At 65.2% G+C, this 19,492-nt stretch carries 16 protein-coding genes; 10 read left to right on the top strand and 6 right to left on the bottom strand.

Annotated features, from left to right (window positions below; all coding sequences use genetic code 11):
• Positions 1 to 6: 6 nt before the first annotated feature.
• The 3 genes from PSO31014_RS13145 to PSO31014_RS13135 form a co-directional block, all read right to left on the bottom strand.
• Positions 7 to 1,323 carry an MFS transporter gene (locus tag PSO31014_RS13145; protein ID WP_246176621.1) on the bottom strand — a complete coding sequence of 439 codons (1,317 nt, stop codon included), beginning with the start codon at positions 1,321 to 1,323 and terminating at the stop codon, positions 7 to 9.
• A 93-nt stretch (positions 1,324 to 1,416) separates the two neighbouring features.
• A complete protein-coding gene (locus PSO31014_RS13140; RefSeq protein WP_150552022.1) occupies positions 1,417 to 2,175 on the bottom strand; it encodes an SDR family oxidoreductase in 759 nt (252 codons plus the stop codon).
• Positions 2,176 to 2,281: 106 nt separating this feature from the next.
• Positions 2,282 to 3,721 carry an aldehyde dehydrogenase family protein gene (locus tag PSO31014_RS13135; protein ID WP_150552021.1) on the bottom strand — a complete coding sequence of 480 codons (1,440 nt, stop codon included), beginning with the start codon at positions 3,719 to 3,721 and terminating at the stop codon, positions 2,282 to 2,284.
• A 260-nt stretch (positions 3,722 to 3,981) separates the two neighbouring features.
• Here PSO31014_RS13135 and PSO31014_RS13130 point away from each other — a divergent pair, with 260 nt between their 5' ends.
• From PSO31014_RS13130 to PSO31014_RS13110, 5 genes are all read left to right on the top strand, one after another.
• Positions 3,982 to 5,418, top strand: a complete 1,437-nt coding sequence (locus PSO31014_RS13130) for an FAD-binding oxidoreductase (RefSeq protein WP_150552020.1) — start codon at positions 3,982 to 3,984, stop codon at positions 5,416 to 5,418.
• A gap of 214 nt (positions 5,419 to 5,632) precedes the next feature.
• Positions 5,633 to 6,676, top strand: coding sequence for an ABC transporter substrate-binding protein (locus PSO31014_RS13125; protein WP_174976509.1), 1,044 nt, complete (start codon positions 5,633 to 5,635; stop codon positions 6,674 to 6,676).
• A 45-nt stretch (positions 6,677 to 6,721) separates the two neighbouring features.
• On the top strand, positions 6,722 to 7,867 hold the full coding sequence (locus PSO31014_RS13120; RefSeq protein WP_150552018.1) for an ABC transporter ATP-binding protein: 1,146 nt from the start codon (positions 6,722 to 6,724) through the stop codon (positions 7,865 to 7,867).
• Positions 7,868 to 7,966: 99 nt separating this feature from the next.
• Positions 7,967 to 9,673: an ABC transporter permease subunit gene (locus PSO31014_RS13115; protein ID WP_150552097.1), complete on the top strand. Its 1,707-nt coding sequence runs from the start codon at positions 7,967 to 7,969 to the stop codon at positions 9,671 to 9,673.
• Positions 9,674 to 9,720: 47 nt separating this feature from the next.
• Entirely contained in the window at positions 9,721 to 10,632 is a 912-nt protein-coding gene (locus PSO31014_RS13110) for a dihydrodipicolinate synthase family protein (protein ID WP_150552017.1), read from the top strand.
• Positions 10,633 to 10,670: 38 nt separating this feature from the next.
• Here the strand turns inward: PSO31014_RS13110 and PSO31014_RS13105 are convergent, their stop codons facing one another.
• Positions 10,671 to 11,534 (bottom strand): IclR family transcriptional regulator, encoded by an 864-nt coding sequence (locus PSO31014_RS13105; RefSeq protein ID WP_150552016.1) that lies wholly within the window; start codon positions 11,532 to 11,534, stop codon positions 10,671 to 10,673.
• A gap of 151 nt (positions 11,535 to 11,685) precedes the next feature.
• Between PSO31014_RS13105 and PSO31014_RS13100 the strand changes: the two genes are divergently transcribed.
• The 5 genes from PSO31014_RS13100 to PSO31014_RS13080 all read left to right on the top strand — a co-directional run bounded on the left by PSO31014_RS13100 (position 11,686) and on the right by PSO31014_RS13080 (position 17,484).
• The gene (locus PSO31014_RS13100) at positions 11,686 to 12,861 is read left to right on the top strand and encodes an alpha-hydroxy acid oxidase (protein WP_150552015.1); all 1,176 of its coding nucleotides are present in this window, start codon (positions 11,686 to 11,688) and stop codon (positions 12,859 to 12,861) included.
• 102 nt (positions 12,862 to 12,963) lie between these two features.
• Positions 12,964 to 13,491: an inorganic diphosphatase gene (gene ppa / locus PSO31014_RS13095; protein WP_017235373.1), complete on the top strand. Its 528-nt coding sequence runs from the start codon at positions 12,964 to 12,966 to the stop codon at positions 13,489 to 13,491.
• Between the two features lie 172 nt (positions 13,492 to 13,663).
• A complete protein-coding gene (locus tag PSO31014_RS13090) occupies positions 13,664 to 14,800 on the top strand; it encodes a GNAT family N-acetyltransferase (RefSeq protein WP_150552014.1) in 1,137 nt (378 codons plus the stop codon).
• 155 nt (positions 14,801 to 14,955) lie between these two features.
• Positions 14,956 to 17,058: an NAD(+) synthase gene (locus tag PSO31014_RS13085; RefSeq protein ID WP_150552013.1), complete on the top strand. Its 2,103-nt coding sequence runs from the start codon at positions 14,956 to 14,958 to the stop codon at positions 17,056 to 17,058.
• 87 nt (positions 17,059 to 17,145) lie between these two features.
• Positions 17,146 to 17,484: a P-II family nitrogen regulator gene (locus tag PSO31014_RS13080; protein ID WP_150552012.1), complete on the top strand. Its 339-nt coding sequence runs from the start codon at positions 17,146 to 17,148 to the stop codon at positions 17,482 to 17,484.
• Between the two features lie 215 nt (positions 17,485 to 17,699).
• On the opposite strand, the gene PSO31014_RS13075 is transcribed toward PSO31014_RS13080, so the two are convergent.
• A complete protein-coding gene (locus PSO31014_RS13075; RefSeq protein WP_150552011.1) occupies positions 17,700 to 18,377 on the bottom strand; it encodes a Smr/MutS family protein in 678 nt (225 codons plus the stop codon).
• 98 nt (positions 18,378 to 18,475) lie between these two features.
• On the bottom strand, positions 18,476 to 19,432 hold the full coding sequence (gene trxB, locus PSO31014_RS13070) for a thioredoxin-disulfide reductase (RefSeq protein ID WP_026132246.1): 957 nt from the start codon (positions 19,430 to 19,432) through the stop codon (positions 18,476 to 18,478).
• Between the last annotated feature and the right edge of the window lie 60 nt (positions 19,433 to 19,492).

Raw genomic sequence — 19,492 nt, 5'->3', positions numbered from 1 at the left:
TATCCGTCACTGGTTGACGAGCCGCGCGGGCACGGCCAGCGTAAGCAGTCCGCCCAGAATCATGAAGATCGTGAGCAGGAACATGCCGCTGTTCGTGCTGTGCGTGGCGTCCTTGAGAAAGCCGATCAGGTACGGGCCCACGAAACCGGCCAGATTGCCCAGCGAGTTGATCATCGCGATACCGGCTGCGGCGGCGGTGCCGCCCAGAAAGGCCGTGGGCAGGCTCCAGAACAGCGGCAGCACGATCATGATGCCCATCGTGGCCAGCGTCAGGGCGACCATGGCGAGCTGGGTGTTGTGGCTCCAGGTCGTCGACAGGAACAGGCCGATGGCGCCAACGAACGCCGGAATTGCAATGTGCCAGCGACGCTCGCCGCGCAGATCGGAGCGACGCCCGACCACGACCATCGCGATCACCGAGAAGAAGTACGGAATGGCCGTGAGCAGGCCGATTTGCAGCGGATCGGTCACGCCCGTGCCCTTGATGATCGTCGGCAGCCAGAAGCCCACACCGTACAGGCCGATCACGAACGAGAAGTAGATCAGGCTCATCATCCACACACGAGGGCTGGAGAACACCTTCCGCAGCGGCAGGTCTTCCTTGCTGAGCACATCGCTGGCGATGTTGCGCTCGAGCATCGACTTCTCGGCATCGTTGAGCCATTTGGCGTCGCGAATGCGGTCGTCGAGCACGAACAGCACGATCAGCCCGATCACCACCGACGGGATCGCTTCGATCAGGAACATCCATTGCCAGCCGGCAAGGCCATTCACGCCGCTCATGTCCTTGAGGATCCAGCCCGAGAGCGGCCCGCCGATCAGGCCGGACAACGCCACGGCCGTCATGAACCAGGCGGTCATGCGTCCGCGCCGCGAGGCCGGATACCAGTAGGTGATGTACAGGATGATGCCGGGGAAGAAGCCCGCCTCGGCCACGCCGAGCAGGAATCGCATGATGTAGAACATCTGTGGCGAGGTGACGTACATCGTCGCGCCCGAGATGATGCCCCACGAGATCATGATGCGCGCGATCCACACGCGGGCGCCCACGCGATGCAGGATCACGTTGCTCGGCACTTCAAAGAGGAAGTAGCCGAAGAAGAAGATACCCGCGCCGAGACCGAACACGGTTTCGGAGAATTGCAGGTCGCCGACCATCTGCAACTTGGCGAAGCCGACGTTGACCCGGTCGAGATACGCGACCACATAGCACAGCAGTAGAAACGGAATCAGCCGCCAGCCGACCTTGCGGTAGGTGGCCGCTTCAAAGTCGGCCGACGACGCATCGGTCATGGGCGAGGGGGGCGTGGGAACGCTGTTCATACGGAAGCTCCTCCGGTTTGACGGGGTGTTGTCTGTCGTTATGGTGTGAGTGCGACAACTACGGGATTACCGACTGCAAAAACGATGGGTCGATCAAATGCAGCGTCCGCCGTCGACCTCCAGGCACACGCCGGTGATGAAAGCGGCGTCGTCGCTGGCGAGGTAGAGGCACGCGTTGGCAATGTCCTGCGGCGTGGAGAAGCGCCCGAGCGGAATCCCGGCGAGGAATTTGGCGCGGTTCTCGGGGGTGTTCGGCACGCCCATGAATTCGGCGGTCAATCCGGTATCGCCGATGACCGGGTTGACGCAGTTCACGCGGATGTTCTTCGGGCCGAACTCGGCGGCCATGGCCTTGCTCGCGGTAATCACGGCCCCTTTGCTGCCGTTGTACCAGACGAGTCCCGGACGCGGCCGTACACCCGCCGTCGACGCAATATTGATCATCACGCCGGCGCCGCGCTGCAGGAAGTACGGCATGACCGCGCGTGCGCTCCAGAAAATGCTCTTGACGTTCACGGCGTAGACGCGATCGAACTCCGCTTCGGTGACTTCGAGCAGCGGCTTGTTGCGATGCGTGGTGCCCGCGTTGTTGACGACGATGTCGAGATGGCCGAAGTGCGTGACGGCTTCGTCGAGCAGGGTGACGTGATCGTCCTCGCGGGACACGTCGCCGCATACGAACGCCGCACGCCCACCGGCCTTGGCGATGTCGTCGGCCACGCGCTCGCCGGCCTCGCGGTTCAGGTCGTTCACGATGACGGCGGCGCCTTCGCGCGCAAATGTCCTGGCGATGCCCTCGCCGAAGCCGGAACCGGCGCCCGTGACGATGGCCACTTTCTCTTGCAAACGCATGCCTTGTCTCCTGAATTGCCTGGGGATGGCGAAGCGTCGGACACAAGGCGTGCGCTCGATGCTTCGCCGCGATCTACATCAGGGAGTGCGCAATGGGTGCTGCGATTCAACCGTGCCGGATGGCCACGGTCTTGAGCGTCGTGAAGCCATAGAGGGCTTCGAAGCCCTTTTCGCGCCCGTGGCCGGAGTGCTTCCTCCCGCCGAACGGCAGCTCCACGCCGCCGCCCGCGCCGTAGTTGTTGATGAAGACCTGTCCCGCGCGAATGTCGCGTGCCAGGCGCATCTGGCGTGCGCCGTCGCGCGTCCAGACACCGGCGGCCAGACCGTAGGGCGTGCCGTTGGCCAGCCGCACAGCGTCGGCCTCGTCAATAAACGGCATGGCGGCGAGCACCGGGCCGAACACTTCCTCGCGGGCCAGGCGATGGCTGGCGGGAACGTCGCGCAGGAGCGTGGGGGCCTGATAGAACCCGGTTTCCGGTGCGCTGCCGACGACTTCGCCCTGCGACATCACCGCGATGCCATCGTGCTGCGCTTCGGACAGGAAGTCCCACACGCGTTGCTGCTGGCGGGCACTGATCAGCGGGCCGAGATCGAGATCGTCCTGCGACGGTCCCACGCGCAGATGTGCGAACGCCTCGGCCAGACGCGCGAGCAGGCGCTCGTAGGCGTCGCGCTCGATGAGCAGACGGCTGCCGGCGGAACACGTCTGTCCGGCGTTCTGCACGATGGCGTTGACCACGACGGGTAGCACGGCGTCCATGTCGGCGTCGGCGAAAACGATCTGCGGCGATTTGCCGCCAAGTTCGAGCGTGACGGGCGTATGGTTTTCCGCGGCCATCTGCGAGATCAGCGTGCCGGTCGCGGGCGATCCGGTAAACGAGATGTGATCGATGCCCGGATGCCGCGCGAGTGACGCACCCGCCTCGGCGCCGTATCCGGTCACGATATTGAGCGCGCCCGGCGGCAGCCCGGCGTCGATCGACAGTTCGGCCACGCGCCGCAGCGACAGGCAGGCGTCTTCCGCCGGTTTCACCACACAGGCGTTGCCGGTCGCAAGGGCTGCGGCGACGCTGCGCCCGAAGATCTGCAGCGGGTAATTCCACGGAATGATGTGACCGGTCACGCCGTGCGGTTCACGCAGGGTGAAGACGGTAAAGCCTGGCTGGTAGGGGATCGTCTCGCCGTGCAGCTTGTCGGCGGCCCCGGCGTAGAACTCGAAATAGCGCACGATGGCAGCGGCATCGGCGCGCGCCTGCTTGAGCGGCTTGCCAGTGTCGCGAGCTTCGAGCTGCGCCAACGCCTCGTGGTGCTGAGCGAGCACATTCGCCATCGCGTAGAGAACGCGGCCGCGCTCGGCGGCGGGAGTGCGCCCCCAGTCGCCGTCGAAGGCTGCGCGCGCCGCCTTCACGGCACGGTCGATGTCCTCGGCGTCGCCGCGGGCGATCTGGGTGAAGACTTGTCCGTCGGAAGGATCCACGACAGGAATCGTAGGGCTCTTCGCGGGCGCGACCCATTGGTTGCCAATGAAGTGTGTAGCTTCGGGCATGACGACGTCACCTCGTGTGGGGGTGACCCTCATTATCACTTAACTCACGAGGGCGTTGACCGTCGCATGAGTTACATCCGCACAAACACCTAAAACGATTGCATTGCAATTAAAGAGATTTTATTGCAATTTTTTATCGCCTATCCTTGATTGCATTGAATCGCCAGATGGGCATCTGGCGTGGCCCCACCGCTTGCCGCGCCCCGTGACAGGCACCGTGGCGAGATCGTTGAAGCGAAGCATTCAGGAGTACGCAGGCAATGAACGACGCAGTGACGCGCGAGACGCTGATCCCCCGGTTGCAAGACGCACTAGGCGCCGACGCCGTGCTCAGCGATGCGCCCGATACCGCCGGTTACACGGAGGACTGGCGCGGTCGTTACCGGGGCGAGGCGCTGTGTGTCGTGCTGCCGTCGACCACCGCGCAGGTAAGCGATGTCGTCAAGCTATGCGCCGCCGCGGGGGTCTCGATCCTGCCGCAGGGCGGCAACACCAGCCTGTGCGGCGGGGCGGTGCCGCCGAGCGGCGGTCCGGCGCCGGTCATTCTGAATCTGGCGCGGATGCGTCGCATCCGGCAGGTCGATGCGGCCAACGGGTCGATGATCGTCGAGGCCGGGTGCATTCTGAAAACGGTGCAGGAGACGGCGGCCGGCGTCGGTCGCTTGTATCCGGTGAGTCTGGGTGCCGAGGGGTCGTGCCAGATCGGCGGCACGCTCTCGACCAACGCGGGCGGCACCAGCGTGCTGCGCTACGGCAACACGCGCGAGAACGTGCTGGGCCTGGAAGTCGTGCTGGCCGACGGCACGATATGGGAAGGTCTGCGCGCGCTTCGCAAGGACAACACGGGGATCGATCTCAAGCATCTTTTCATCGGGGCGGAGGGCACGCTGGGTATCATCACGGCCGCCGCGCTCAAGCTGCATCCGCTGCCCACGCAGCATGCGCTCGCATGGTTTGCGCCGCGCGACCCCGCCGCCGCGCAACAGATTCTCGGCATGTTCCAGAACGCTTGCGGCTCACGCCTGTCGGCCTTTGAAATCATGAATCGTCACCAGCTCGATCTGGTGCTGGCCAATGTGCCGAATCGCCGCAACCCGCTCGCGCACGCGCACGCCTGGCATGTGCTGGTCGAGCTGAGCGACACGCGCGACGCCGAAGGGCTCGAAACCGTGCTGACGCAGACGCTGGGCGACGCCATCGAACAAGGGCTGGCTGACGACGCCGTCATCGCGGCGAACGACACGCAGCGCGCCGATCTCTGGGAAGTGCGCCACAGCGTGAGCGAAGCCAACAAAAAGACCACCGTCGGGCTGACGACGGATTGCGCCGTGCCGGTGTCGAGCGTGCCCGAATTCATCGACGCCGCCACGCGCGCCGTGCACACCGTCGTGCCGGGACTCGACATCGCCGTCGTCGGCCATGTGGGCGACGGCAACGTGCACTTCATCCCGATGTTCTCGTTGGCCGCGTGGGCGGCGCTCCCCGACAGTGCGTCGATGGGCGATACCCTGCGCGCCTGCGTGAACGACGTGGCCGCGCGGCTGTCCGGCACGTTCAGCGCCGAGCACGGCGTCGGGCAGACGGGGTTGCCGCTCATGCAGCGCTACAAGGCGCCGGCGGAACTCGCGCTCATGCGCACCGTGAAGGCGGCCCTCGACCCCCACCAGTTGTTCAATCCGGGACGTCTCGTTCCCTGAGTCATCTCACGTGTTGCTGTTTGTTTTGCCATAACCGCGCGCGCGGCGGCTGTGCCGAAGTCGCACACCGCCACCGCGCCCACCCTCCCAGTCAAGACCGGAGATCAAGATGAAACGCAAGACCTTCGCAAGCCCGCTCGACACCGCCGACATCGCTGACACCCACGCCGACAACGACACTGCGTCGCTCGCACAGCCGGGCCGTCGCACGGCCATGAAGACGGCGCTGGTCGGTGCCGCGGCCGTGGCGTTCCCGTTCGTATGGACGTCCTCGCGCGCGGCCACCAAGCGCATTGTCGTGCGCGACGATGGCGGGATCTACAACAAGGCGTACGACGCCGTGTTCTACAAGCCCTTTGCCAAGGCGACGGGCATCGAGGTTGTGGGGGTACAGGCCAACGCGGAGCCGACCGCGCAGATCAAGAGCATGGTCGAGGCGGGTAGCTACACGTGGGACATGGCCAAGATCAGCCAGCCCGCAATCCTGCTGCTGACGGGGGGCGGCAAGGAGTATCTGGAGCGCCACGGTCTCGAGTCGGATCCCGTCATCGCGAAGATTCCCGCGCAGTACATGTCGCCGTTCGGCGTGGGGACCAACATTTACTCGACGGTGCTCGCCTATCGTACCGATGCGTTCAAGGGCCGCAAGGCGCCGGCGTCGTGGGCCGATCTGTGGAACGTGAAGGATTTCCCGGGCCGTCGCGCCATGCGCAAGTACCCGTTCGACACCATCGAAGAAGCGCTGCTGGCCGACGGCGTGGCGTCCGGCGCCGTGTATCCGTGCGACTTCGATCGTGCATTCAAGAGCCTGGACAAGATTGCGAAGCATGTGGACGTGTGGTGGACCACCGGCGCACAGCTCGAACAGATGCTCGGCTCGGGCGAGGTCGACATGGTCGCCACGTGGGCTTCGCGCGCGCAGTCGGCGCAGGCCAACGGCGCGCCCGTGGAGATCGTGTGGAACCAGAACATCTGGGGGTGTGACAACTGGTCGATCCTCAAGGGCACGCCGAACGCCGGTGCTTGCCGCGAGTTCATCAAGTTCGTGAGCGATCCGAAGCGTCAGGCCGAGCTGACCAAGTTCTTCCCGGCCGGGATGACGCAGCCCGAGGCGTTCAACTACGTCAAGCCCGAGATTGCAAAGCACTGCCCGACGTTCCCCGAGAACATGAAGAGTGGCGTGCAGATCAACGCGAAGTTCTGGCAGCAGAACCAGAGCGTGGCGCTCGAGCGATTCAACCGTTGGATCCTGACCTGATCCTCACCTGTCGTTCCGTTTCATGCATTTTAAGGTGCTGATCTCATGACCGTTGCCAATCTCCAAGTGTCGGGTCTGTCCAAGCGCTACGGCGATTTCGTCGCGCTTGCCCCGACCGACCTCGATGTCGCCCAGGGCGAATTCCTGACCTTGCTCGGCCCAAGCGGCTCGGGCAAGACCACCTTGCTCTCGCTCATCGCGGGTCTGTCGCAGCCCGATGCGGGCGCCATCCGCATCAACGGGACCGATGTCACCTACGGCGCGCCGTACGAGCGCGACATCGGTATGGTGTTCCAGAACTACGCGCTGTTCCCGCACATGACCGTGGCGGAGAACATCGCATTCCCGTTGCAAATGCGTCGCACCGACGCACAGGCCGCTCGAAAGATGGTCATGAACGCGCTGGAGATGGTGCATCTGCCGCATGTCGCAGAGCGCTATCCGCGTGAACTCTCGGGAGGGCAGCAGCAGCGCATCGCCCTGGCACGTTGCATGGTCTACCGGCCGTCGATCATTTTGATGGACGAGCCGCTGGGCGCGCTCGACAAGAAGTTGCGCGATCACATGCAATTGGAGATCAAGCGCATTCACCGCGAACTCGGCACCACCATCGTGTACGTGACGCACGATCAGGAAGAAGCGATGACGATGTCCGATCGCATTTGCCTGATGAACGCCGGGGAAATCGCGCAACTGGGCACGCCGGACGACCTGTATTTCCGTCCGTCGAGCGTGTTCGTGGCCGATTTCCTCGGGGAGTCCAACCTGCTCGACGCCACGGTGCTTGAGCGCGCGGGCGATCAGGTGCGCGTGGCGATGCCGGGCGTGGACGGTGCGCGGGGGGCCGGCGCGATGGTCTATGACCCGAAGGTCGAGCCGGGCCGTGCGGTCAAACTGCTGCTGCGTCCGCAGAACCTGCACATCCACGATGGCGCCGTCGGTGGCGATGACGGTCACCGCGATGGCGTGGCGACGATCTCGGCGAAGCTCACCGACATCATGGTCACGGGCGGCATGACGAAGCTGTACCTGCAGTCGTCGGTGATGGGAGGGGCGGTGGCCGAGGGGGGCGGCGTAGGCAAGTCGCTCGTGGCGTCGTTCCCGACACATCGTCGTGGCAACCGTTTCGAGATCGGGCAGACGCTCGGCCTCGCATGGCGTGCCGACGACGCCGTGGCGATCGCGGGGTAAGCGATGAGTGCATCCGCCGTGGTTCGTCCTTCTTCGTCCCGTCCCGCTCAGCCGGCGCCGCGTCGGGCCCGCTGGCGTGCGCGCCTGCGCCCGCTGCTCATGGCCGCGCCCATCGTCATTCTGCTGGCGGTGATGCTGATTTATCCGGTCGGTCAATTGTTGCTGCTGAGCATTCGCGGCGAGAGCGGCTTCACACTCGCCGAATATCAGCGCTTGTTCGCCTCGTCGGTGTACGTCGAGGTGTTGCTCATCACACTCAAGGTCTCGCTATACACGACCTTCTTCGCGGTGCTCACGGGCTATCCGATTGCCTATCGGCTCTCGACGCTGAGCGGCGCGCGCAAGCAGCGGCTGCTGTTCTGGCTGCTGCTGTCGTTCTGGACGAGTTTTCTCGTGCGTACGTTTGCCTGGGTGGTGCTGCTCGGCCGCAATGGGGTGATCAATCGAACGTTGCTCGATCTGGGCCTGATCGATGCGCCGCTCTCGCTGCTCTACAGCTTTCCGGCCGTGTTGCTCGGCATGGTGCATGCGCTTATGCCGCTGGCGGTGCTCACGATGCTCTCCGTCATGGAGAACATCGATCGTCGCTTGCCGAGTGCGGCATCGACGCTGGGGGCGCGCCCCGGCACCGTGTTCTGGCGCGTGTATTTCCCGTTGTCGCTGCCGGGCGTGGCCGCCGGCGCGTTGATGGTGTTCGTCACATCGATCGGCTTCTTCATCACGCCGACGCTGCTCGGCGGTCGTCACGACACGATGATTACGCAGCTCATCATCGATCAGGTGATGCAGGCATTGAATTGGGGTTTCGCGGGCGCGATCTCGGTGCTGCTGCTCGCCGTGGTGCTGGTGGTGTTCTTCGTCTACGACCGCCTGGTCGGGCTGTCGACGATGGCCGGCGGCGCGGGCGACGTCAAGACCGGCAAGCGGCGCGGCGGATGGAGCCGGGCGCTGGGCGAGACGGTGCTCTCGGCGTTGGGCAGTGCCACCGATCTGCTGTTGCGTGCGATGCCGCGTCACAAGGGCGAGCAGGGCGATGGGCGCGTGCTGCGCGCGATCGTCGCTCTGCTGGTGGTGTTTCTAGCTGCACCGGCGCTGCTGATGATTCCGATGTCGTTCGACTCGGCCTCGGGGCTGGCCTGGCCGCCGAAGGGTTTCTCGCTGCAGTGGTATCAGCAGATCTGGGAGTCCCCGTTGTGGATGCAGGCGGTCACGCGCTCGATGCTCGTCGGGATCGGTGCGGGGCTGTTGTCGATGCTGATCGGCACGCCGGCCGCGTTCTTGCTGGTGCGCGGCGGCATGCGCGGCAAGTCGGCGATGCTCGCCTTCGTGCTCGCTCCCATCGTGGTGCCGCGCATGATCCTGGCCGTGGGCGTGTTCTATTTCTTCGCCAAGATCGGGCTGGTGGGCTCCAGCGTCGGGTTGACCCTCGCGCATACCGTCGTGGCCGTGCCGTACGTCGTCATCACGATGATGGCAGTGCTGCGCAACTACGACACGCGACTCGACCTGGCGGCCTACAGCCTGGGAGCGCGTCCGTGGGCGACGCTGCGCCGCGTCACGTTCCCGATTCTCGGTGCGGGCCTGCTGTCGTCGTTCCTGTTCGCGTTTGCCACCTCGTTCGACGAACTCACGATCGCGCTGTTCACGTCGGGCGGCCTGTCGACCACCCTGCCCAAGCAGTTCTGGGATGAGATCACGATGCAGATCTCGCCGGTGATCGCCGCGGTCTCCACGTGCCTGTTCCTTTTTATCGCCGCACTCATCTGGGTGGCCGAGCGCTTGCGCCGGCGCAGCCTGACGACCTGATGCGGTATCCGATTTCACCGAACTCACGATTCACGGACGTTTAACACATGCTTCGCTCTGCACAACTGAAGGGCATTCTGCCGGCGATTCCCACGCCGGTGAACGCCGACGACACAATTCACACCGACGCGGCGCGCGCGCTGATGCGGTATCTGCTGGGGCAGGGCATCGACGGCGTGGTGCCGCTCGGCGGCACCGGCGAGTATGGGGCGCTCTCGCGCGCCGAGCGCGTGCGCATGGCCGAACTCACCGCTCAGGAAGTGAAGGCGCACGGCCGCGACGTGCCGGTGATCGCGGGCGTGCTCGACCCGGGATATCACGACGCCATCGAAGCCGGTCGCGACTTCGCGGCAGCGGGTGCCGACGGCCTGCTCGTGCTCACCCCGTACTACACCAACCCGACGCAAGCCGGTATCCGCGACTACTTCCTGCGCTATGCCGACGAATCGCCGGTGCCCATCCTGATCTACGAGATTCCGTATCGCACGCGCATCGCGATTGCGCCGGAAGTGCTGCACGAACTGTCGCGCCACGAGAACATCGTGGGCATGAAGGCGTGCAACACCGACATGTGGCATTTCCTGCGCACGATCGCGGGCGTCGACGCGTCGTTCGCCGTGCTGAGCGGCGAAGACACGCTGTTTCCGTTGCACGTGGCGGCGGGCGCCCGAGGGGGCATCGTGGTGACCGCGTCGCTGTTGCCGAGCGCGTGGCAACGCATCTTCAGGCTTGCGTCGGAAGGCCGGACGAGCGACGCGCTCGAACTGCACCGCTCGCTCATTCCGTTGATGAACCTGGCGTTTGCCGAGACGAACCCGGGGCCGATGAAGTCGGTGATGGATCTGATCGGCGTGCAGGCCCCGGCGATGCTCGCGCCGTTGTTACCGCCGGCACCGGGATTGTCGGCCGCGCTGCGCGAGGAATTGACCCGACAACTGGCGATCTTCGAGGGACGCTGAGGTCTGGCGCCGTCTGGGCCGACCGCCGCATGAGGGGCTTAGCGGCGGAAGGTCGAGATCCGCGACTTCGAGATCGAGGTGGCGGCGACCTGAACGTGCGGCGCGAGTTCGGCCTCGACGCGCTCGCGTGTCCAGCGCGAGGTCGGCACCGAGATGTTGATGGCCGCGACCGCGTATCCGTCGTGATCGGTGATGGGCGCGGCAACCGAAATGTCCCCCATCACGGTTTCACTTTCGACGATGGCATAGCCGCGTCGTGCGGCTGTCTGAATACGTTCGAGGAGCTTCTTTTCGTCGGTCGTGGTGTACGGCGTCATCGGTTCGAGCGACGTATTTGCGAGGATTTCCCGCACGCGTGCGTCGGGCAGGCGCGACAGCATCGCGATGCCGGAGGCGGTGTACATCGCCGGCAGGCGCGCCCCGACCACGATGCCGATATTCACGAGATGCTGGCCGGGAAAGCGCGCGATGTACACGATCTCGTGGCCGTCAAGCTCCTGCAGGTTGGTCGTTTCGCCGACGCGGCGGAAGATGTCGAGCAGATATGGCGCGGCTTTCTCGACGAGATCGTTCGCGCGGATGTAGTTGTACGAGAACTGAAGCACCTTGGTGGTCAGGCCGTAGGTACGGGTCTCGGGTACGCGAAACAAATAGCCGAGCGCTTCGAGGGTGTGCACGAGTCGCTGCGTCGCGCTGCGATCGAGCCCCGCCGCTTTGGCGATGTCGCCAAGCGTCATGTAGCGCGCGGGGCCGTCGAAGGCGTGCAGCACTTGAAACGTCTTTTCGGTGGATCCGACGAAGAGCGACGAGCGCGGCGTCGACGGCGCGGCGTCCGTCACGTTGGCGGATTTGGCCGGCGCGACTTCAGTACGGCCGGATGACCGGGCGGGCAAGCGCGGCATGGAATGTACCAGTATGTTCGGATTGTAACGATTGTGATTGTAATGCAATTGTTTGTGTGCAAGTGACGAATTGCCCAGATCGCCCCTCGTGGGGTGCGGATCGAGACCGCGTGGCGAGTGCCGCGAGGGGACATGAGGATTGGGGGGAGCAATGCACGCGTTTTCCTGCGTGGAGGATTATCGTCGGGCGGCCCGGCGGCGTCTGACGAAGCTGGCGTTCGATTACCTGGAGGGCGGGGCGGAAGACGGCGACGCGCTGCGCCGCAATCGCGACGCGTTTGCGCAGTGGGGCTTTGCGCCGCGCGTGATGACCGATACGTCGCAATGTTCGAGCGCGACGACGTTTTGGGGGCGTGACGCCGCGGCCCCGATGGCCGTGGGGCCGACCGGGCTCAACGGATTGTTCTGGCCACGTGCCGATGAGCGGCTCGCCCGCGCGGCGGCCGATGCCGGGCTGCCGTTCGTGTTGTCGACGGCGTCGACGTCGCTGCTGGAAGACGTTCGCGCGGCGGTGCCCGACGGCGAGATGTGGCTCCAGCTTTATGTGCAGCAGGACCGGCGCATTGCCGAGAGCATGATGCGCCGCGCGCGTGAGGCGGGTTTCCGCACGCTGCTGTTGACGGTCGACACGCCGGTGCACGGCAAGCGCGATCACGACGTGCGCAACGGCTTCAAGTTGCCGTTGCGCGTGACCCCGAGACTCATTGCAGACTGCGTGCGCCATCCGCACTGGAGCTGGCAGATGCTGGCCTACGGCGCGCCGCAACTGCGCAACATCGCCAAGAGTGTGGGCGAGCGCGCCGATCTGGCGCGTCACGCGGCGGTGCTGAGCCGTCAGATGGACCTGTCGCTCGGTTGGGACGATCTGGCCTGGGTGCGACGCCACTGGCCCGGTGAAGTGCTCGTCAAGGGGATCCAGACCGTGGAGGATGCGCGCCTGGCGCAAGCGCACGGCGCGGATGGCATCGTCGTCTCCAACCATGGCGGACGGCAATTGGGCAGCACGCTCGCGCCGCTCGAGACACTGCCGCCGATCGTCGAGGCCTTGAGCGCCCGCGGTCCCGCGATGGCGGTGTTTCTCGATGGCGGCGTGCGGCGCGGCGCCGACGTGGCCAAGGCCGTTGCGCTGGGTGCCAAGGGCGTGTTGCTCGGTCGTGCGCCGCTGTACGGCGTGGCGGCGCGCGGCGGCGAGGGTGTGGCCGGGGTGCTCGCGCTGCTGCTGGGCGAGTTGCACACGACGATGCAACTGCTCGGCTGCGCGAACGTGGGCGAGCTCACGTCGCAGCGGCTGGCCCGGCTGCCGGCGTTACAAGCAAACCCGCTATAATGTTTCGCGCCCGATTGCCGTCGGGCGGCGTGGCATCCGGCGGGTTGGCGGGCGTGCACGCCGTGCGGCGGCATGCCCTTTTTCATACACAGGAATGCCATCATGAGCTTCAACCACGTGCCTGCCGGCAAGGACATCCCCAACGATTTCAACGTCATCATCGAGATCCCGGCGCAGAGCGACCCGGTGAAGTACGAGGCGGACAAGGAATTGGGCCTGCTGGTGGTCGACCGTTTTATCGGCACGGGCATGCGTTACCCGGCCAACTACGGTTTCATTCCGCAAACGCTGTCCGGTGACGGCGACCCGGTTGACGCGCTGGTCGTCACGCCGTTCCCGCTGCTGGCGGGCTCGATCGTGCGCTGCCGCGCCCTGGGCCTGCTCAACATGACCGATGAGTCGGGCGTGGACGCCAAGCTGGTGGTCGTGCCGGTCGACAAGATCTGCCCGATGACGGCGCACATGAAGTCGATCGACGACGTGCCGGGTTACCTGAAGGACCAGATCAAGCACTTCTTCGAGAACTACAAGGCGCTCGAGAAGGGCAAGTGGGTCAAGATCGAAGGCTGGGAAGGCATCGAAGCTGCCCACAAGGAAATCGTCGACGGCGTGGCCAACGCCAAGAAGTAAGCGATTTTCGCCTGCGGCGTCGCTCGTCGACGCTCGAGAAGCCCGGCCGTGTGCCGGGCTTTTTTGTTGCCCGCTGAAAGCCTCGCCAAGTTCGGCGACAATGGCGGCCAGTTGGGGAGTTGAATGCCGACGGCCGAAACGTCGGCTGGCAGGTTCGCAGACGAGGTGAGCGGTGAGCAGCGACGTAGTCATCCGTGTAGTGCAATCGATTGAAGACGTGCCGGCCGACGCGTGGAATGCGCTCGCGGGCGGCAACCCGTTCGTGCAGCACACGTTCCTGCATGCGATGCATACGAGTGGATGCGCGTCGAAGCGCACCGGCTGGCAGCCGGCCTATCTGCTCATGCATGCCGGCGACAGCCTCGTGGGCGCCATGCCGCTCTACGTCAAATCGCATTCGCGCGGCGAGTATGTGTTCGATCACGCGTGGGCTGAGGCGTTTGCGCGTCATGGCCTGAACTACTACCCGAAACTATTGTGCGCGGTGCCGTTCTCGCCCGTGACGGGGCCGCGTCTGCTGGCGCGCACCCACGCCGACCGGGTCGCGCTCGCCCGTGGCGCGATCGCGTTCGCGAAGCAGCTCGAGTTGTCGTCGATTCACGTGCTGTTCGCGCACGACGACGATCTGGCGGCGCTCACCGAGGCCGGCTATGCACTGCGCGAGGGTGTGCAGTTTCATTGGGAGAACCCGGGCGTCGCCTCGTTCGACGCGTTTCTCGCGCAGATGAATCAGGAAAAGCGCAAGAAGCTCAAACAGGATCGCCGGCGCGTGCGCGATGCCGGGGTAACGTACCGCTGGCTGCGCGGTGCCGACATCGACGAAGCCGCGCTCGATTTCTTTTATCAGTGCTACGACAACACGTATCGCGAACACTGGAATGCGCCGTATCTGACCCGCGCCTTTTTTGATCAGTGGCATGCGGCGATGCCCGACACGCTGCTGCTCGTCATGGCCGAGCGCGAAGGCGAGCCGTTGGCATGCGCGCTCAATGTGGTGAGTGGCGACACGATGTACGGACGGTACTGGGGCACGACCGAATTCGTCTCCGGCATGCACTTCGAGACGTGCTATGCGCAGGGCATCGAGTATTGCATCGCGCATGGGCTGCGCAGCTTCGAGGGCGGGGCGCAGGGGGTGCACAAGATGTCGCGCGGTCTGCTGCCCACGCCTACCTGGTCGGCCCACTGGATTGCCGATGCGCGCTTCGCCGACGCCATTGCCGAGTTTCTCGATGCGGAGACCTCGGCGATGGACGAACATATCGGCGAGCTGGAGGCCCATACGCCGTTCAAACGCCCGGCGTCCTGACGCCGCCCTGCCATGCGCCGACGCCCGGCATGGCGGCGTCGCGCGTAATATACTGGCGATTCTCACGTCCGCCGCTCGCGCCGGGCGGGCGTCGGCCCATGGTGCCTTCGCCTGCCGTCGTATCGGCACAGGGACGATGCTTCGTAGCCGCCGACATGACCAACCGATTTCTCAATCTCTACAATCACGATTTCGCGCGTGTGGCCGTCGGAGTGCCGCAATGCCGTGTCGCCGATCCTGCCTACAACGCCGCGCAGACCATTGCCCTCGCGAAGCAGGCCGATGCCGCGGGCGCCGTGCTCGTCGCCTTCCCTGAACTCGGCATTCCCGCCTATAGCTGCGAAGACCTGTTCCAGCAGCGCGCGTTGCTCGACGCCTGCAACGTGGCGCTGGCCGGCATCGTGGCGGCGAGCCGAGAACTGGGTGCCGCGCTGATCGTGGGCATGCCGGTGCGCGTGCAGCAACGCCTGTTCAACTGCGCAGTGGTCGTCGCGCGCGGACGCGTGCATGGCGTGGTTCCCAAGACCTACCTGCCGAACTACAGCGAGTTCTACGAAGCGCGTCAGTTCAACGCGGCCGATGACGCGGGCGTCGACACGGTGACGCTGCTTGGCGACGAGGTGCCGTTCGGTGCACTCGTCTTCGAGGCGGCCGACCAGCCGTTGCTGCGCTTTCACTGCGAGATTTGCGAGGACGTCTGGGTGCCCGTGCCGCCGTCGTCGTTCGCGGCGCTGGCGGGCGCGACGGTACTCGTGAACCTGTCGGCATCGAACGTGGTCGTCGGCAAGTCGGCGTATCGGCATCAACTGGTCGGGCAGCAGTCGGCGCGATGCCTCGCCGCCTATTTGTATACGTCGGCCGGGCAGGGCGAATCGACGACCGATCTCGCGTGGGATGGCCAGGCGCTCATCTATGAGAACGGCGACCTGCTGGCCGAGTCGGCGCGCTTCGCCAGCGACTCGCATCTGATTTATGCGGACGTCGATCTGGAGCGGCTCGCGCGCGAGCGCATGCATCAGACGACGTTCGGGGTGTCGGTGCGCCGCCACGCCGACGAGGTAGCGCGCTTTCGCACGATCAAGGTCGATGTCGCGATGCCGCGCAACGTCGAGCTGCCGCTCTCGCGCGCCATCGAACGCTTCCCGTACGTGCCGTCCGACCCGCGCCGCCGCGACGAGCGCTGCCACGAGGTCTACAACATCCAGGTGCAGGCGCTGATGCAGCGCCTGTCATCCTCGAAGATTCGGAAAGTCGTGATCGGGGTGTCCGGTGGCCTGGATTCGACGCATGCGCTGCTCGTGTGCGCGAAGGTCATGGATCGGCTCGGGCTGCCGCGCACGAACATCCTTGCCTACACCATGCCCGGTTTCGCCACGAGCGAGCGAACGCTGCGCCAGGCGCGCGAGCTGATGACGGCGGTGGGCTGCACGGCGCGTGAGATCGACATCCGCCCGAGTTGCATGCAGATGCTCGCAGACCTCGACCATCCGTTTTCGCGGGGGGAGGAAGTCTACGACGTTACGTTCGAGAACGTACAAGCGGGCGAGCGCACCAATCATCTGTTCCGGCTCGCGAATCACCTGGGCGCGATCGTGATCGGCACCGGCGATCTGAGCGAACTGGCGCTGGGGTGGTGCACGTACGGCGTCGGCGACCATATGTCGCACTACAACGTGAACGCCAGCGTGCCCAAGACGCTCATCATGCACCTCGTGCGATGGGTGGCTGAAACCGGGCAGTTGGGCGGCGCGGCGTCGGCCAAGCCTGCCAGCAAGACAGGCAAGGACGCCGAATCGCGTCGCAATGTGCTCATCGATATCCTGGAGACGGAAATCAGCCCGGAACTCGTGCCGGGCAAGGCCAACGGCGCGCCGGAGCAGCGCACCGAGCATTTCATCGGGCCTTACGCGTTGCAGGACTTCAACCTCTACTACACGCTGCGTTTCGGCTACGCACCGCGCAAGGTGGCGTTTCTCTCGTGGAGCGCCTGGCACGATGCCTCGACGGGGCGCTGGCCTGACGAAGGCCACGTTTCGCATCACGCGTACGATCTGGTGGCGATCAAGCGTAATCTGCGCATTTTTCTGGACCGATTCTTCCGCACCAGTCAGTTCAAGCGGTCGTGCATTCCGAACGCGCCAAAGGTCGGCACGGGCGGGTCGCTCTCACCGCGCGGCGACTGGCGCGCCCCGAGCGATTCAGAGTCGGTGGTGTGGCTCGCCGACCTGGACACCGTGCCCGACGACCCGCATGCCTGAGCGTACTGTGATCGGCGCGCCTTGCGCGGACCGGTACAATAGCCCGGCGAATTCTCAGAACAATCCAACCAAGATATCGAGGCGACAATGAAACGCGTAACTGCCATCATCAAACCCTTCAAGCTCGACGAAGTCCGCGAAGCGCTGGCCGAAGTCGGCGTGACCGGCCTGACCGTCACGGAAGTGAAGGGCTTCGGCCGTCAAAAGGGTCACACGGAACTGTATCGCGGCGCCGAATACGTGGTCGACTTCCTGCCGAAGATCAAGATCGAAGTGGTCGTCGGCTCGGCACAGGCCGATCAGGTCATCGACGCGGTATTGAGCGCGGCGCGCACCGGCAAGATCGGTGACGGCAAGATCTTTGTGACCGATGTCGAGCGCGTGATCCGCATTCGTACGGGCGAAGAGGGCGAGCAAGCGGTCTGACGCCGGCTCGGGCGTCGTCGCGAGGTTGCGGCGGCGAGCGGGGCGAGACGCAAAGGGCTGGACGGAGGAGGGCGACGACTGCGCACGCGGCGTCGCCCTTTGGCGTTTATGGAGCTTAGGCTGCGGCGATGACGTTTGCGACATTTGCCACGCCTGCGATGGCGTGTGCGACGGCGTGCGACGTGGTGTGTTCGGCGCGCGCCGGGGCGCGTGGACTACCCGCGCGGCGCTCGCGTCTGCGCACCCTGGAGCAGAACGACCAACGCGCCACTGCCGCCGTCGCGTCTTTGGGCTTGCGCCCAGGCCAGCACTTGGTCCTTTTGCGCCAGCCAGCCTCGCACCTTGTCCTTGAGCACAGGTTCTCGGTTCACGGAACCGAGTCCCTTGCCGTGGATTACGCGCACGCAACGCAGGCCGCGCTTCACGGCGTCGTTCAGGAAGGCGGACAGCGCCTCGCGGGCTTCGTCGCGACGCATGCCATGCAGGTCGATCTGCGCCTGCACCACCCATTCGCCGCGCTGCAGCTTGAGCAGGGCGTCGTGACTGATGCCGGGGCGGCGATAGGACAGGCGATCGTCGGTGTCGAGCAGGGCTTCGGGATCGAACTCGTCCGACAGCGATTCGTGCAGGACGGCCGCTTCGTCTTCCTGTGTCTGACGGGCCACCGGTTCGGGCGGCTGGCGGGGATGCTCCACGCGATCGGTCGCGCCCTTGCGAGCGATCGGGGCGATGTCGCCCACGCTGTCGCGGAACACGTTGGCATCGCGCTTGGCTTGCGCAGCGCGTTTGGCTGCGGCCAGGCGTTCGGCTTCGCGCGCGGCCGATTCCTTGGCGATCGTGTCGCGCAGGCCGGCGAGATCGCCGAGGCTGAGTTTGGGCGGCTTCTTGCTCATGGTCGTGCGAACAAGGACGGTGGGAGATCAAACGACAACGGCGCCCCCGGCGTGTGAAATTTCACGTGGCGAGGGCGCCGTCGCAGGTCATTCAGCGGTTACTGATCGAGGTTTTCGAGATAACGCTGGGCGTCGAGCGCGGCCATGCAGCCCGTGCCGGCGCTGGTAATGGCTTGACGGTAGACGTGATCCTGCACGTCGCCCGCCGCGAACACGCCCGGCACGCTGGTGGCCGTGGCGTTGCCGTTCAGGCCGCTGTGCGTGACGATGTAGCCGTTCTTCATCTCGAGCTGGCCTTCGAAGATGTCGGTGTTCGGCTTGTGGCCGATGGCGATGAACACGCCATGCAGCGCGATGGCTTCGCTGGCGCCGGTCTTCACGTTCTTGATGCGAATGCCGGTCACGCCCGAGTCGTCGCCGGTGACTTCGTCGAGCACAGTGTCGTACTTGAGTTCGACCGCGCCTTGCTTGGCCTTCTCCAGCAGACGGTCGATCAGGATCGGCTCGGCGCGGAACTTGTCGCGACGATGGATCACGGTGACCTTGCTGGCGATGTTGGAGAGGTACAACGCTTCCTCGACGGCCGTGTTGCCGCCGCCGACCACGCAGACTTCCTTGCCCTTGTAGAAGAAGCCGTCGCACGTGGCGCAGGCGGACACGCCGCGGCCCGAGAAGGCGTCTTCCGACGGCAGGCCGAGATATTGTGCCGAGGCACCCGTGGCGATGATCAGGGCATCGGCGGTGTATTCGCCGGAATCGCCGATCAGACGCAGCGGACGCTCATTCAGATGCACCGTGTGAATGTGATCGAAGATCATCTCGGTGTTGAAGTGCTCGGCGTGGGCCTGCATGCGGGCCATGAGCTCGGGGCCTTGCACGCCGGTCGGGTCGCCGGGCCAGTTCTCGACGTCCGTCGTGGTCATCAACTGGCCGCCCTGGGCGATGCCCGTGATCAGCACGGGCTTGAGGTTGGCGCGCGCGGCATAGACGGCGGCGCTGTAACCGGCGGGGCCGGAACCGAGAATCAGGACTTTGGCGTGCTTGGCAACGGACATGAACGAGAACTCACCGGAAAGGGATGGGGGCTGGCGCCCGATCCGATCCTGCACCGCAAT

The organism is Pandoraea soli (assembly GCF_902459595.1).
Classification (GTDB): Bacteria; Pseudomonadota; Gammaproteobacteria; order Burkholderiales; family Burkholderiaceae; genus Pandoraea; species Pandoraea cepalis.
Note: the sequence above shows the minus strand (reverse complement) of the source record. Positions and strands in the feature narration are given on the sequence as shown.

Bases quoted from the DNA above. Each gene is read 5' to 3' on its own strand.
- PSO31014_RS13125 (WP_174976509.1), top strand. From the start codon at position 5,633: ATGAAGACGGCGCTGGTCGGTGCCGCGGCCGTGGCGTTCCCGTTCGTA.
- PSO31014_RS13120 (WP_150552018.1), top strand. From the start codon at position 6,722: ATGACCGTTGCCAATCTCCAAGTGTCGGGTCTGTCCAAGCGCTACGGC.
- trxB (WP_026132246.1), bottom strand. From the start codon at position 19,432: ATGTCCGTTGCCAAGCACGCCAAAGTCCTGATTCTCGGTTCCGGCCCC.
- PSO31014_RS13135 (WP_150552021.1), bottom strand. From the start codon at position 3,721: ATGCCCGAAGCTACACACTTCATTGGCAACCAATGGGTCGCGCCCGCG.
- PSO31014_RS13100 (WP_150552015.1), top strand. From the start codon at position 11,686: ATGCACGCGTTTTCCTGCGTGGAGGATTATCGTCGGGCGGCCCGGCGG.
- PSO31014_RS13105 (WP_150552016.1), bottom strand. From the start codon at position 11,534: ATGCCGCGCTTGCCCGCCCGGTCATCCGGCCGTACTGAAGTCGCGCCG.
- PSO31014_RS13085 (WP_150552013.1), top strand. From the start codon at position 14,956: ATGACCAACCGATTTCTCAATCTCTACAATCACGATTTCGCGCGTGTG.
- PSO31014_RS13075 (WP_150552011.1), bottom strand. From the start codon at position 18,377: ATGAGCAAGAAGCCGCCCAAACTCAGCCTCGGCGATCTCGCCGGCCTG.
- PSO31014_RS13130 (WP_150552020.1), top strand. From the start codon at position 3,982: ATGAACGACGCAGTGACGCGCGAGACGCTGATCCCCCGGTTGCAAGAC.
- PSO31014_RS13140 (WP_150552022.1), bottom strand. From the start codon at position 2,175: ATGCGTTTGCAAGAGAAAGTGGCCATCGTCACGGGCGCCGGTTCCGGC.
- PSO31014_RS13110 (WP_150552017.1), top strand. From the start codon at position 9,721: ATGCTTCGCTCTGCACAACTGAAGGGCATTCTGCCGGCGATTCCCACG.
- PSO31014_RS13115 (WP_150552097.1), top strand. From the start codon at position 7,967: ATGGCCGCGCCCATCGTCATTCTGCTGGCGGTGATGCTGATTTATCCG.
- ppa (WP_017235373.1), top strand. From the start codon at position 12,964: ATGAGCTTCAACCACGTGCCTGCCGGCAAGGACATCCCCAACGATTTC.
- PSO31014_RS13080 (WP_150552012.1), top strand. From the start codon at position 17,146: ATGAAACGCGTAACTGCCATCATCAAACCCTTCAAGCTCGACGAAGTC.
- PSO31014_RS13145 (WP_246176621.1), bottom strand. From the start codon at position 1,323: ATGAACAGCGTTCCCACGCCCCCCTCGCCCATGACCGATGCGTCGTCG.